This is a genomic window from Kushneria halocnemicola (genome assembly GCF_965650455.1).
In the GTDB taxonomy this organism is placed as follows: Bacteria; Pseudomonadota; Gammaproteobacteria; order Pseudomonadales; family Halomonadaceae; genus Kushneria.
Genome location: NZ_OZ287968.1, coordinates 3,203,652 through 3,216,343 on the forward strand (window position 1 = coordinate 3,203,652; position 12,692 = coordinate 3,216,343).

General features: G+C 63.0%; 12 protein-coding genes. 4 read left to right on the forward strand and 8 right to left on the reverse strand.

The window, feature by feature from the left end; translation table 11 throughout:
- Positions 1–85 precede the first annotated feature (85 nt).
- On the forward strand, positions 86–628 hold the full coding sequence (locus ACS92L_RS14455) for a carboxypeptidase-like regulatory domain-containing protein (protein WP_438765775.1): 543 nt from the start codon (positions 86–88) through the stop codon (positions 626–628).
- Positions 629–717: 89 nt separating this feature from the next.
- Here ACS92L_RS14455 and ACS92L_RS14460 read toward each other — a convergent pair whose 3' ends face one another.
- A complete protein-coding gene (locus ACS92L_RS14460) occupies positions 718–2,955 on the reverse strand; it encodes an NADP-dependent isocitrate dehydrogenase (protein WP_438765776.1) in 2,238 nt (745 codons plus the stop codon).
- 370 nt (positions 2,956–3,325) lie between these two features.
- On the opposite strand from ACS92L_RS14460, the gene ACS92L_RS14465 reads away from it, so the two are divergent.
- On the forward strand, positions 3,326–3,760 hold the full coding sequence (locus ACS92L_RS14465) for a hypothetical protein (RefSeq protein ID WP_438765778.1): 435 nt from the start codon (positions 3,326–3,328) through the stop codon (positions 3,758–3,760).
- Positions 3,761–3,953: 193 nt separating this feature from the next.
- Positions 3,954–4,574: a YqaA family protein gene (locus ACS92L_RS14470; RefSeq protein ID WP_438765780.1), complete on the forward strand. Its 621-nt coding sequence runs from the start codon at positions 3,954–3,956 to the stop codon at positions 4,572–4,574.
- Positions 4,575–4,590: 16 nt separating this feature from the next.
- On the opposite strand, the gene ACS92L_RS14475 is transcribed toward ACS92L_RS14470, so the two are convergent.
- From ACS92L_RS14475 to ACS92L_RS14490, 4 genes are all read right to left on the reverse strand, one after another.
- Entirely contained in the window at positions 4,591–6,801 is a 2,211-nt protein-coding gene (locus tag ACS92L_RS14475) for a TonB-dependent receptor (RefSeq protein WP_438765781.1), read from the reverse strand.
- A 240-nt stretch (positions 6,802–7,041) separates the two neighbouring features.
- Complete coding sequence (locus ACS92L_RS14480; protein ID WP_438765783.1) at positions 7,042–7,692, reverse strand: TPM domain-containing protein; 651 nt, start codon at positions 7,690–7,692, stop codon at positions 7,042–7,044.
- A gap of 23 nt (positions 7,693–7,715) precedes the next feature.
- A complete protein-coding gene (locus ACS92L_RS14485; RefSeq protein ID WP_438765784.1) occupies positions 7,716–8,468 on the reverse strand; it encodes a TPM domain-containing protein in 753 nt (250 codons plus the stop codon).
- A 19-nt stretch (positions 8,469–8,487) separates the two neighbouring features.
- Positions 8,488–9,114, reverse strand: coding sequence for a LemA family protein (locus ACS92L_RS14490; RefSeq protein WP_438765786.1), 627 nt, complete (start codon positions 9,112–9,114; stop codon positions 8,488–8,490).
- 226 nt (positions 9,115–9,340) lie between these two features.
- Here ACS92L_RS14490 and ACS92L_RS14495 point away from each other — a divergent pair, with 226 nt between their 5' ends.
- A complete protein-coding gene (locus tag ACS92L_RS14495) occupies positions 9,341–9,715 on the forward strand; it encodes a hypothetical protein (protein WP_438765787.1) in 375 nt (124 codons plus the stop codon).
- A 102-nt stretch (positions 9,716–9,817) separates the two neighbouring features.
- On the opposite strand, the gene ACS92L_RS14500 is transcribed toward ACS92L_RS14495, so the two are convergent.
- The 3 genes from ACS92L_RS14500 to ACS92L_RS14510 all read right to left on the reverse strand — a co-directional run bounded on the left by ACS92L_RS14500 (position 9,818) and on the right by ACS92L_RS14510 (position 12,690).
- Positions 9,818–11,005: an MFS transporter gene (locus ACS92L_RS14500; RefSeq protein WP_438765788.1), complete on the reverse strand. Its 1,188-nt coding sequence runs from the start codon at positions 11,003–11,005 to the stop codon at positions 9,818–9,820.
- A complete protein-coding gene (locus ACS92L_RS14505) occupies positions 11,002–11,961 on the reverse strand; it encodes a GlxA family transcriptional regulator (protein WP_438765789.1) in 960 nt (319 codons plus the stop codon). The genes ACS92L_RS14500 and ACS92L_RS14505 overlap by 4 nt, the downstream gene beginning before the upstream one ends.
- A gap of 90 nt (positions 11,962–12,051) precedes the next feature.
- The gene (locus ACS92L_RS14510) at positions 12,052–12,690 is read right to left on the reverse strand and encodes an FMN-binding negative transcriptional regulator (RefSeq protein ID WP_438765790.1); all 639 of its coding nucleotides are present in this window, start codon (positions 12,688–12,690) and stop codon (positions 12,052–12,054) included.
- Between the last annotated feature and the right edge of the window lie 2 nt (positions 12,691–12,692).

Sequence of the window (12,692 nt, forward strand, 5' to 3'; positions counted from 1 at the left end):
GTCAGGGTTGTTGATGTCAGGGGATGGCGTACGGGCTGGAAGTCGTTAAGCTTGCTTGTCGATCCATATTTCAAGGAAACAGGTCATGCGTCAGTGGCAGGTTGTGGCAGGGGCACTAGTGATGATGGGGCTGGCCGGCTGTGAAAGCCTTCAGAACATGGCGGACAACTTCCCCGGCATGTCCAGCGAGGGCGCAATTGAAAGCGCCCCGCAGGAGGCCACCGTCCGGCGCGAGGTGCCTTTCCCGGCCGACACCTACGCAGCGCTCCCCAAAACCGGCACGGCCTCCATCAAGGGGCGGCTGGCCTATCAGCTGACTTCGGGACAGACCGTCTACGGCGATCACGAGAAGGTCTCGATAGCGCCGGCCACCGAATATTCGGCCGAGGCTGCCGACAAGGCGCTGGCCGGTCAGCGCGTCGAGCCGGCCGACCCGCGCGCTCAGGCCTATACCCACATGACCACCACCGACGCCAATGGCTATTTCACTGCCACCGGCATTCCGGCGGGCACCTTTTATGTTGCCGGCACCATGGCACTGCCCAACGGTCAGGGCCGCAGCCCGTTCATCCTCAAGCAGGTGCGGGTAAAGGAGGGCGGTTCAACCAGTGTGGATCTGAGTCGCTAGACGCTTTTTTGACCGAACAAAAAAACCGGCGCCCTGGGGCGCCGGTTTTCGTTATGGGCTGTCATCGCTGACGGTGGCCCATCAACGTATCAGCTCTTTTTGGAGAGCGTGGCGAGCGCGTCATTAAGGATGCTGCTCGGGCGCATGGCCTGGCCGGCCAGTTCGATATCCGGGTGGTAGTAGCCCTTGATCTCGACGGCCTTGCCCTGCACGCCGTTGAGCTCATCGACGATCGCCTGCTCGTTGCTGCTGAGCGTTTCATAAAGCTCGCCGAAGAGCTTCTGAAGTTCGGCGTCGTCATTCTGCTCGGCCAGTGCCTGGGCCCAGTAAAGCGCCAGATAGAAATGGCTGCCGCGGTTGTCCAGCTCACCGGTCTTGCGCTTGGGAGACTTGTCGCTGTCGAGGAACTCGCCGTTGGCGCGGTCCAGGGCGTTGGCCAGCACGATGGCGCGCTGGTTATTAAACGTCTTGCCCAGGTGCTCGAGCGAGGCGGCCAGCGCCAGGAATTCACCGAGAGAGTCCCAGCGCAGGTGGTTTTCTTCCACCAGCTGCTGCACGTGCTTGGGTGCGGAGCCACCGGCGCCGGTTTCAAACAGACCACCGCCGTTCATCAGCGGCACGATCGAGAGCATCTTGGCACTGGTGCCCAGCTCCATGATCGGGAACAGGTCAGTAAGGTAGTCACGCAGTACGTTGCCGGTCACCGAGATAGTGTCCTCGCCGCGGCGCGTGCGCTCCAGGGTGTACTCCATCGCCTCGACCGGCGCCATGACCTGGATGTCCAGACCGCTGGTGTCGTGATCCTTCAGGTACTGTTCGACCTTTTTGATCATCTGCGCGTCGTGGGCACGCTCGACGTCCAGCCAGAAGATGGCCGGGGTCTGGCTGTCGCGGGCGCGTGTGACGGCGAGTTTCACCCAGTCCTGGATCGGTGCGTCTTTCGTCTGGCACATGCGCCAGATGTCTTCACGCTCGACCGCGTGCTCAAACAGCACGTTACCCGCGTCATCTGTGACGCGCACGGTGCCGTCGGCCGGGATCTGGAAGGTCTTGTCGTGGGAGCCGTACTCTTCGGCCTTTTGCGCCATCAGGCCGACATTGGGCACGCTGCCCATCGTGGTCGGATCGAAGGCGCCGTTTTTCTGGCACTCCTCGATGGTGGCCTGATAGATGCCGGCGTAGCAGCGATCCGGAATGACGGCCTTGGCATCGTGACGGGCGTCATCGGCGCCCCACATCTTGCCGGAGTCGCGAATCATTGCCGGCATGGAGGCATCGATGATGACGTCACTGGGCACGTGCAGGTTGGTAATGCCCTTGCTGGAGTCGACCATCGCCATCGACGGGCGCGCCTTGTAGAGCGCCTCGATGTCGGCCTTGATGGTGTCCTGCTGATCTGCCGGCAGCGTGGACAGCGCCGAGTAGAGGTCGCCCACGCCGCTGTTGGGGCTGAAGCCGGCCTTTTTGAGCGCCTCGCCGTGCTTTGCCAGCACGTCACGATAGAACTCGTCGACCGCGATGCCGAACATGATCGGGTCGGAGACCTTCATCATGGTGGCCTTGAGGTGCAGCGAGAACAGCACACCCTGCTTTTTGGCGTCCTCGATCTGCTCGCGGATAAAGGCGCGCAGGCCGCGGGCGCTCATGCTGGCGCCGTCGACTACTTCACCTTCGGTGACCGCAACCCCGTCCTTGAGCACGGTGGTGGTGCCATCGTTCTGGACCAGCTCGATCTTCAGGCTGCCGGCCTTGTCGATCACGGCGGATTTTTCACTGCCGTAGAAGTCACCCTCGCTCATGTGCGAAACGTGGGACTTCGAGTCTGACGACCACTCGCCCATACGATGCGGGTATTTTTTGGCGTAGTTCTTGACCGACTTCGGTGCGCGGCGATCGGAGTTGCCTTCACGCAGCACCGGGTTGACTGCGCTGCCCTTGACGCGGTCAAAGCGGGCGCGGATGTCCTTTTCCTCATCGCTTTCCGGCGACTCGGGATAGTCGGGGATGGCGTAGCCCTGCCCCTGAAGTTCCTTGACCGCGGCCTTGAGCTGCGGCACCGAGGCGCTGATATTGGGCAGCTTGATGATGTTGGCTTCCGGCGTTTTGGCCAGATCGCCCAGTTCGGCCAGATGATCACCCATCTTCTGGTCGTCTTTCAGATAATCGGGGAACTGCGCCAGGATGCGTCCGGCCAGCGAAATGTCGCGGGTTTCGACGATGATGCCGGCCGAATCGGTAAAGGCATCAATGATGGGGAGCAGCGAATGGGTGGCCAGCGCAGGTGCTTCGTCGGTGAGGGTGTAGATGATTTTCGGCGTGTTGGACATCCTGGTATAAACCTCTCTTGTCACTGCGATTGCATGGAATACATGACGGTTGCATGAAGCTGGAGCGGTACGCAGTGGTCGTGCAAGGGCAGTCTATCGTCTGTCTTCGCACCCACTCGCCCGACGATGAATCTTGCCTGCGAAGCGCCCGGACCTCATGCGAATAATGCGTATGCATGAGCCAGCGATCCAATCCTGGCGAGTATAACAGCGCACCCTGCCGGGTGCATGAGAAGGCCCGGGCCCGGTAGTGTTCAAAAAATAGCCCATGTTGATTAAATGGCTGATACAAAAGAATTTGTCGTCAGCGCTTGGATAATGGGCAGTGCTTTCTACGCTGAAGGGGTACCCATTCATTGCAGGAGGCAATATGAAAGCGACATGGATAGCACCCTTTGTTCTGGCCCTGGCCACCACCCCGGCACTGGCCGGCGAGCAGGCAGGTTCCACCGGGCAGGTCACCAACAGCACCAGCACCTCGTCTCAGCAGGGCGCCGGCGACGCCGGTCAGACCGGCCAGCAGCGCGGCAGTGAGACGGGCGCCAGTTCGACGCAGGGTCAGGGCAGCATGACCGACAGCATGAAACAAAAGGCGGGCGAAAAGGCCGGCCACGAAGTGGACAGGCACACGTCCAACGCCGGCAGCATGACCCAAAAGGCCGGTGAGAAGGCCAAACAGGGCATCGATAACCGCACCGGTTCCAACACCTCCGGCAACAGCACCATGGAACGTTCCAGCAGCAACACGACCGGCTCAGACAGCGCGGACACTTCCAGCGCCGAGAACACCAAAATCGCGCAGTAAACGCGCTGCGCTTTGCTGATCGCTGCGATAAAAGCGTCCCTGCCATGAGGCAGGGACGCTTTTTTATGTTCTGGCTTTGGCTCGTCTGAAGGCAATGGGCCGGGCCTGCACGCTCATGGCAGGCTCACGTTTCGCTGCTGAGTGACGGGGGCGCCGGCTTACACCATCAACGACAAAAAGCACAGGGAAGTCCATGGCCTTTCGCCTGCAGGATCAAAAACAGCGTCTCGGGAATCGGCTGGCTGCACTGATGGATCATCGAAGCGCGGTCTGGCTACTGTTTCTGGCCTCGATGCTTGAAACCCTGATCGTGCCGATCCCGATAGAGACAATCCTCATCCCCTGGATGGTGCTGCGCCCCGGGCGTCGCTGGCAGCTGGCCCTGGTGGCGCTGTCGGGCAACCTGCTGGCAGCCACCATCGGCTACGGGCTGGGCGTCTGGGCGATGGATCAGTTTGGTGATCAGCTGATTTCGCTGTTTGGCGGGCAGCAGGCGTTTAATGAGTTTGATCAACGCTTTAGCGACAACGGTTTTCTGGCCGTGCTGTCGATCGGCGTGATCCCCATCCCGTTTCAGATTGCCATGCTGGTGGCCGGCAGCACCGGCTACGCCTTTGTGCTGTTCATGCTCGCGGCGATGCTGGCCCGCGGAGGGCGCTATTTCGGTCTGGCGCTGCTGGTGCACTTTTTCGGCGACCGCGCGCTCAGGCTCTGGAAACGCCATGAGCGGACCATGCTGGTGCTGCTGGTGATCGCGGTCGCCGGCTATCTGATCTACAAGGGCGTTACCATGATGGGCGGCGGCTCGGCGTGAGCCGCCAGCCTGTCATTTACCAGTTCATGTTCCAGCCCAGCGAGAAGGTGCGCCCGCGCCCCTGAAACTCATAGAGTGCCTCAGGGCCATAGGCAGGGGCATAGAAGATCGCCGCGCGCTGGCCCCAGACGGTGGCGTACTGCTTATCCAGCAGATTATCGATGCCGGCCGTGAAGGTGCCGTAGCCATCAATACGCTGGCGGGCGATCACATCAAACGTCGTGAACCCATCGATCTCGTTGTCGCCGGCCGCGCCCAGATCGCTGGCATCGTCGGAAAGATCGAAGGCGTGATTGCCCTGCAGGCGCACGGAGCGATCATCGTCGGCCCACTCCACAAAGGCCGTGGCGCTGGACAGCGAGGCGTAGCGCGCATCGCGCCGGTGCCAGTCACCGTCATCACCGAGCTGCTCGGAGCGGGTCAGGTGGGCGTTGCCGCCGACTTCCCAGTGATCACCGATATAGCGGGACGTGGCCGCCTCGATGCCGTAGTCGCGGCGCTTTTCATCGATGATGCTGGTGCCCAGCTGGTTGTCATTTTCCAGCGCCCGGTCCGACCAGGCGTAATACAGCGCGACCTGATTGTTCCAGGCGCGGCTGCGATAGCCCCAGCCCAGCTCGACCTGATCGGTCTTGATGCCATCGACGGCGTTATCGCCGATATCGAACTGTGCACCGTCATAAACTGCGCCGACATTGGGCAGCTCAAACCCCTGGCTGTAGCTTGACCAGAAGCGATGGCCGCTGTCGTACTCCTGCACCACGCCCAGGTTATAGAGCGTGTTGCTGTAGCTGTTGCGTCCGCCGCTGTTGCCGTCGGGCGTGGCGTTGTCGAAGCTGTCGACGTCCACATCGGCGTGTTCATGGCGCACGCCGCCCTGAACCTTCAGCCGCTCGGTGGCCTGCCATTCGAGCTGGGCGTAGCCGGCGACGCCATCGACCGAATAGCCCGGGTAGCGCGCCCCGGTGCGGTCGGTGGCCAGGCGCAGGCCGCCGGTGGCATTGGCCGTGTCGCGATCAAAAAACGCCTGATCGGAGTTGAAGCGCTCGTGGTAGTAGTCGATGCCGTAGGTCAAATCGAGATCATCGCGCAGCGCGGCCACGAACAGCGCTCGCGCGCCGCCCAGATCGGTGCGCTGCTCGGAGGCGCGAAACTCGACGGCGGTGTTGTCATCCACGTAGTAGGGAAAGGGTGAGAAGGTGCTGTCCTCCTCGCGATAATACGCCTGAAAGTAGAAGTCCTGCTCCAGCAGATCGTTGTGGTGGTAGTTGGCGTTATAGAGCTTGCGCCGGGTGCGCGGGTCGCGGTCGGCATCGTAATTGCCGCGAATGTCGGCGTTGTCCAGACTTCCCTCGGCCAGCTCCGGAAAGCGCACGCCGCGATCGCCTTCAAAGCCCGAGTCGTAGTGCTGGGCCAGAAGCGACAGACTCTGGTCCTCGGCCAGATTGATATCCACGCGACCCATTACATCGATGGCGCGGTTGTCCTGCAGATCGGTCTGGGCCAGGTCCGGGAAAATCTCCCGGTTGTCGCCATCGTAAAAGCGCCCGTTCTCCTCATAGGCCACGCTCAGCCGTCCGCGCACGCGCTCGCTGCCGCCGGCCACCGACTGGGCCACGCGCCGATCAAAATCACGATGGTCGTTGAACCCGGAAGTGGCACCCACCCGTGTCTCAAAATGCGGCCCACCGGCTTCGGGCGTTTTGGTCACGATGTTGATGGTGCCGCCGGTGGCGTTGCCGCCATACAGGCTGTTGGCACCGGAAAGCACCTCGACGCGCTCGACGTTGAAGGGGTCGATCGAGTCGAACTGGCGCGACAGCCCCCGCGAGCTTGTCATCGACACACCGTCGATCAGAATCTGGGGGCTGCGCCCGCGCAGGTTCTGGCCGTACTCGGTGCGCCCTTCCGGGGCGAAATCAAGCCCGGGAATCAGCTTGCCCAGTACCGTCTTGAGATCCTCGCCGGCCTGGGTGCGGCTTTCGATCTGCTCGCGATCGATGAGCCAGACGGCGCCGGGGATCTGGTCGGGCGAGGCCGGGGAGCGCGACCCGACCACCACCATCTCCTCCTGTGATTCGAACGTCGTGGCCCTGGTGGCCGGGCTGGTGGCGGTCGTTGTGGTGGCAGGCGTGGGCGCAGGCGCCTCGGCCGTAGCCGTCAGCGGGGTCAGCAGCAGGCTGGCCGACATCGCCACCGTCGTGACGACATGGGGTTGATAAGGCATCCGGGTTCCCGTGATCTCGTTGTTATGCGATTTTCCTGAGAATGCTTCTTGTTCACGATGAGACGCTATCCCGGAGACGGGGCGGTGGACAACCCGACAAGGGTCGAGCGGGCTTCAGTTTGGCCCTGGCATGGTGGCCGCAGTCATCGGATCCGGGAGATCCTGACGACAAAAAGCCACCCTCTGAAGGGTGGCTTTCTGATGCCGGCAGTGCCGGTGAGGGCCGCGTGACGATTGGCGTTAACCGATGTCTCTTTGATCGAGCACGATCAAGCGGTTGGGCAACTCGTTGCGCTCGTGGGTGGCGGGCACATGGGTTATCAGCAGTTTGCCGCAGGTCTCGACACAGTCGAGAAAGCCCTGCTGGGTCTGTCCCGCGCGTACCTTTTGGGTGAAGTCGGCCACGATGTCGGCCCAGACGGCGTTGTCCAGCCGGCGGGAGATGCCCTCATCCACCAGGATTTCGACGTAGCGCTCGGCTTCCGAGACGAAAATCAGGACCCCGGTGCCATCCTGCGTGTGGTGCAGGTTCTGCTCGAGAAACTGTCGTCGGGCCAGATTGGCGGCGCGCCAGTAGCGTACGTGTCGTGGAATCAGGCGCGTGGTGATGCCGGGCAGGCGAAAGACCACCGCCAGCACCGCAAACAGGACCCACTGCGTGAGCAAAAGCGTCCAGCCGCCAAGCCATGCGGCGGCATCGAACCAGCCAGCGATGACGGCCAGTGCCCCGGGCAGAATCAGGGCGACAAGCCCGGCCCACAGCAGCGGAATGTAGGCGTAGTCGTCCGCCTGAGGGGCCAGCACCGTGACGATCTCGGCGTCGGTGTCGCGCTCGATGCGAGCGATTGCCTCGCCCACCTCACGCTGTTCGCTCTCTTTTAGTAATGACATACCGCGTTATCCCTTTAGAGTCGTTACCAGCCGCCGGAAGCACCGCCGCCGCCGAAGCCGCCGCCACCGCCGCTGAAGCCACCGCCGCCGCCGAGACCACCACCGGAACGGCCACCGCCGCCCAGCATGCCGCCCAGCAGCATGCCGCCCAGCAGGCCACCGCCGCCGCGACCACCGCCGCGAACGATCATCAAGACGATGAACATCAGAATCGACAGCCAGATGCCGGCGCCGCCCAGCTCGTTGGACTCACCGTCAGCCCGTTCGCCGCGCTGCTCGCTCTGCGCCAGCGGGTCGCCGCCGAGCACCTGGATCATGGCCTGGCTGCCCTCGACGATGCCGCGGGCGAAGTCGCCGTCGCCAAAGGCAGGCGTGATGACCTGGTTGATGATGGCAGAAGACTGCGCATCGGTGAGGCGTCCTTCAAGGCCGTAACCGACCTCGATGCGCACCTGGCGCTCATCGAGGGCCACGATCAAAAGCGCCCCATTGTCTTCGCCTTCCTGGCCGATGCCCCATTCGCGGCCCAGCTGATAGCCGTACTGCTCGATGGTCTCGCCGCCCAGATCGGGCAGCGTGACCACCACCACCTGTTCGCCGGTGGCCTCTTCATGGGCGGCCAGCGTGTCGGAGAGCTGCGTTTCGGTGGACGCGTCGAGCAGTTCGGCGTTGTCCACCACGCGCCCGGTCAGCTCGGGAAAATCGGGCGCGGCCTGGACGGCTGCCGTGCACAGCAGCAGTAAAAAACCGACGGTGAGCGAGCGTGTCAGTCGCATCAGGAAATCACCTGTTGTTTTAGAAGTTCACCCGAGGTGCCTGGTCTGCGTTTTCGGCAGTGGCCTCGAAGTTTTCACGAATCGGCAGGTCGCTGTACATGATCTTGTGCCAGATACTGCCCGGGAAGGTACGAATCTCGGTGTTGTAGGCCTCGACCGCCTGAATGAAGTCGCGACGGGCCACCGAAATCCGGTTTTCCGTGCCTTCCAGCTGGGACTGCAACGCCAGGAAATTCTGATTCGACTTCAGGTCCGGATAGCGCTCCGACACCGCCATCAGACGGCTCAGGGCACCGCTTAGCTCACCCTGTGCCTGCTGGAAGCGCTGAAACTGTTCGGGGTCGTTGAGCGTGTTTTCATCGACCTGAATCGAGGTGGCCTTCGAGCGCGCCTCGATCACCGCCGTGAGCGTTTCCTGCTCCTGATTGGCGTAGCCTTTCACCGTCTCGACCAGGTTCGGGACCAGATCGGCGCGACGCTGGTACTGGTTTTCGACCTGAGACCAGGCGGATTTCACCTTCTCATCGAGCGTCGGAATGTTGTTGACGCCGCAGCCGGACAGGGCCACACAAAGGCACAAAAGCGCCAGCCACTGCCAGTAAACGGGGTGCAGGCCAGGGCGGGAGGAAGATCGATCGCAATACATGGGCATGATTCGGGGTCTCGAACGGTCAGGCTTTGAGGGTGCTAAACGGATGGGCCACCACCGTGATGGCCCCTCGATGGTGTCAGTCTAGATGTCCCCGCGCCAATCGTCGTCGTTGATACGATGTCGGCGCCTGCACGCGACCAAAGCAGCACCTTAAAAAAGGGTGAACACTTCCGGCGCCCACTATGCTCAGTGCTGGCACGACTCATTGGAGCACACTGTCATGAAAACATCGCAACTCGCATTGTGGGGCCTGACTCTGGCGCTGGTGCCCATGCTGGCGCTGGCTTCGTCGCAGCCAGGAGAGGACGGCCCGGCCACCCTGCCGTCTCAATCGATGGAGGCACCTGACCAGAATGCCGGCGGCATGTCCCGCCAGGGCGGGGCCAGTGGCATGCAGGACCAGAGCGGCAGCATGCAAAGGGATCGCCAGCAGCAGCTTCAGGACTCCCATGAAGCCTCCTCCGTGACCGACAGCACGCAGCGCCAGCGTCAGGAAGACGGTGCCGGCACCATGAACGATGACCACACCACCCGGACCGGGCAGGGCACCGCCGATATCCCTGATCAGCGCACTCAGGATGATACCGCGCCGTAAACCTCGCTGAGCGTCATTACTGCCTTCCCTTGCCGGCAGGGACATGCACGCCCCTGCCGCCTGCGACATTCGTAAAGCCATGTCTTCGAACGTCTCGACTGACTATCGGTGGGCGGTGGTCCATTGGGTCAGCACTGTCACCCCGATCGCCAGTAAAATCACCGGCATCAGCAGCCAGAGGTTGAGCTGCTGCCAGCCAAGCCAGGCATTCAACGGTCCTGCCGCCAGCGCCGAGAGCGTGACCAGGCTGAACACCACGCAGTCGTTAAGCGCCTGCACCCGCGGGGCCTCCTCGGGCTGATAGGTGGTCGTCAGCCAGGCGCTGGCAGGCACAAAGGTGAAGTTCCAGCCCAGACCCAGCAGCACCAGCCCCGCGCCAAAGGCGTAAAGTGCCGGCGTCAACAGCGCGCAGGCCACGCTCAGTGCCAGCAGGACCGCCCCGGCCATGATCATGGCAACGTGGCCAAACCGCCGGATCAAATGCCCGGTAACAAAACTCGGCGCAAACATGGCCAGCACATGCATGCTGATCACCCGGGTCGTGGCCTCAAAATCGTGACCGTGATGGGCCATCGCCAGTGGCGTGGCGGTCATGGCCAGATTCATCACCGTATAGCCCAGCGCCGCGGCAACAATTGCGGCCGCCAGTCCGGGCCGTCGTAACAGCGTGATCAGTGATGCCGGTGCGGCCTGGGTGCCCCGAGCAACCGGATCGGTCAGGGCGAGGTTGGCCACAATGATAAGCGCGACAAAATACAGACCGGCAAGCCCCAGCAGGGTACCCAGAAAGGGCGTTGGCAATAGATTGCGGGAGATGCCGGCAAGCCAGGGGCCGAACAGGGCCGCCAGCACCCCGCCGGCCATCACCATCGACAGGGCGCGGTCACGCTGGGCGGGCGCTGCATCCACTGCGGCGAAACGATAGAGCATCCCGGCACCAATGCTGGCCCCGATGGCAAAGGCGCCGAGATTGAAACCGGCAAAGCTTCCCCCCACCAGCGACAGTGCTGCCAGAGCGATACCGCCCAGCCCCACCAGGTTGGCCGTCATGAAGGTACGCCGCCGCCCAAAGCGCGCCGTCAGCCAGCCGGCGGGCAGGGTAGCGCAGGTTGTGCCCAGCATCTGGGCGGCTACCGGCAGGGTGATCCAGCCGTCACCCGGGGCCAGCCGCGCGCCGATCAGCGGAGTGATGGTGATCAGCATGATATTGCCGCTGACCAGCAGCGCCTGACACAGCGCCAGCCACCAGACCGTGGCGGGCAGCCGGGCTGGTTCGAGTTGTGCTGTCATGAGGCCACTCCTGAGCCGAAACGTGCCCGATAGAGCGATGGAGGCAGGCCGAAGTGACGCTGAAACAGACGACGCATCTGCTCGCCACCACCCAGGCGACAGTGCTCGGCGATCAGGGCGGTTGAGGTGTCACTTTCCAGCAGCAGGCGCCGGGCGGCCTCCAGCCGCAGTCGGGTCAGAAAGGCGCCCGGCGTCATCGCCAGTTCCTGACGAAACAATCGCGCCAGATGGCGCGGGGTGACCGCCATTGTCTCGGCCATGGTATCGATTCGCCAGTCGGCGAGGGGCTCGGCGGTGACGCGATCCACCAGCCGGCGCAGCCGCCCCTGGCGGGTCATCTGCGCCTTCAATCCTTCGCTGAACTGCGCCTGACTGCCCGGGCGATGCAGAAACATCACCAGCTCCCGGGCAACCTCTCCTGCCAGGACCAGCCCATGATCCTTTGCCAGCAGCGAGAGAGCCAGGTCGATACCCGCCGTCACGCCGGCGCTGGTGTAGATGCCACCGCTTTCCAGATACAAAGCATCCGCCTCGACCTGTACCTTCGGGAATTGCAGCGCCAGCGCCTCGGCATGGCGCCAGTGGGTGGTGGCGCGGCGGCCATCAAGCAATCCGGCACGCGCCAGGGCAAAGGCGCCGGAGCAGATCGCGCCCACGCGCGGGGTGATCGCAGCGCGCTGTGCAATGGTTTCGATGGTTTTCGCCTCAAGGGCATGGACGCCGGAGCCGCCAGCGACCAGCAGCGTATTGCCGGGTGGGGTCATGCCCAGCGCGTGCGTGGCCTGCAGGATCATGCCGGCGTTGGTGGTGACAGGGCCTGGCGATTCTGCCAGCAGGCGCAGCTGATAAAGGACCTTGCCTGTCAGCTCATTGGCCGAGGCAAATACCTGCCAGGGGCCGCTGGCATCCAGCAGCTGGCAGTCCGGATAGACCAGTAAATCCAGGGTATGAGACATCGCCGACTTCTCGTAGAGGGATAGCACGAGTCTGCGACCGGTTGGCGATGTCGGCAACGACCCGTTGCCCACCGATTCGGACATTAATGGTCAAGCGTTGCGTCCAGGGCCTGTCTGGCCGCTCAGCCACCCGGCGCGCCCCTCGTCCCAGCCGGCAGTCATCAACCCTTCATGCACCGCCTGGCGTGTGGCGTCATCCTTGTGCTGCGCGGCCTTGTGCTTGCCGGCCAGGCGCTCGATATGAAACTCGATGCCCACAATGGCCCGGCACATACCATCGATGTACGCCGCTGGCGCGTCATCGATCGACCAGGGAGCGGTTTGATCGCTCTCAAATCGGTCGGTCAGCTCGGCGACATGCGAGCGCAGCCAGTCGGTGTCCTCGATAAAGCGCAGCGTGCCGTGCGCCTGGACGCTCAGGTAGTGCCAGGTGGGCACCACCCGGCCATGCTCGCGTTTGGCCGGATACCAGTTCGGCGTGATGTAGGCCTGCGGGCCGTGGAAGAGTGCCATGGCCGCCCCGGGCTGTGCTTTCCAGAGCCCATTGGCCCGAGCGATATGACCTTTTAAAACGCCGTGCTTGCCCTGATGGGGGGCCAGCAGAAAAGGCAGCGGGTTGGCCTCGATGCCTGCGCTTGAAACGGTCACGAGCGTGGCGAACGGACAGTGCGCCATTAGGGCGTGCTGCGCTTCGAGGCTTTCCATTTGAAAGTGGTGGGGCAGGTACATGG

Coding starts and splice junctions, on each gene's coding strand:
- ACS92L_RS14455 (WP_438765775.1), top strand. CDS start 86: ATGCGTCAGTGGCAGGTTGTGGCAGGGGCACTAGTGATGATGGGGCTG.
- ACS92L_RS14460 (WP_438765776.1), bottom strand. CDS start 2,955: ATGTCCAACACGCCGAAAATCATCTACACCCTCACCGACGAAGCACCT.
- ACS92L_RS14465 (WP_438765778.1), top strand. CDS start 3,326: ATGAAAGCGACATGGATAGCACCCTTTGTTCTGGCCCTGGCCACCACC.
- ACS92L_RS14470 (WP_438765780.1), top strand. CDS start 3,954: ATGGCCTTTCGCCTGCAGGATCAAAAACAGCGTCTCGGGAATCGGCTG.
- ACS92L_RS14475 (WP_438765781.1), bottom strand. CDS start 6,801: ATGCCTTATCAACCCCATGTCGTCACGACGGTGGCGATGTCGGCCAGC.
- ACS92L_RS14480 (WP_438765783.1), bottom strand. CDS start 7,692: ATGTCATTACTAAAAGAGAGCGAACAGCGTGAGGTGGGCGAGGCAATC.
- ACS92L_RS14485 (WP_438765784.1), bottom strand. CDS start 8,468: ATGCGACTGACACGCTCGCTCACCGTCGGTTTTTTACTGCTGCTGTGC.
- ACS92L_RS14490 (WP_438765786.1), bottom strand. CDS start 9,114: ATGTATTGCGATCGATCTTCCTCCCGCCCTGGCCTGCACCCCGTTTAC.
- ACS92L_RS14495 (WP_438765787.1), top strand. CDS start 9,341: ATGAAAACATCGCAACTCGCATTGTGGGGCCTGACTCTGGCGCTGGTG.
- ACS92L_RS14500 (WP_438765788.1), bottom strand. CDS start 11,005: ATGACAGCACAACTCGAACCAGCCCGGCTGCCCGCCACGGTCTGGTGG.
- ACS92L_RS14505 (WP_438765789.1), bottom strand. CDS start 11,961: ATGTCTCATACCCTGGATTTACTGGTCTATCCGGACTGCCAGCTGCTG.
- ACS92L_RS14510 (WP_438765790.1), bottom strand. CDS start 12,690: ATGTACCTGCCCCACCACTTTCAAATGGAAAGCCTCGAAGCGCAGCAC.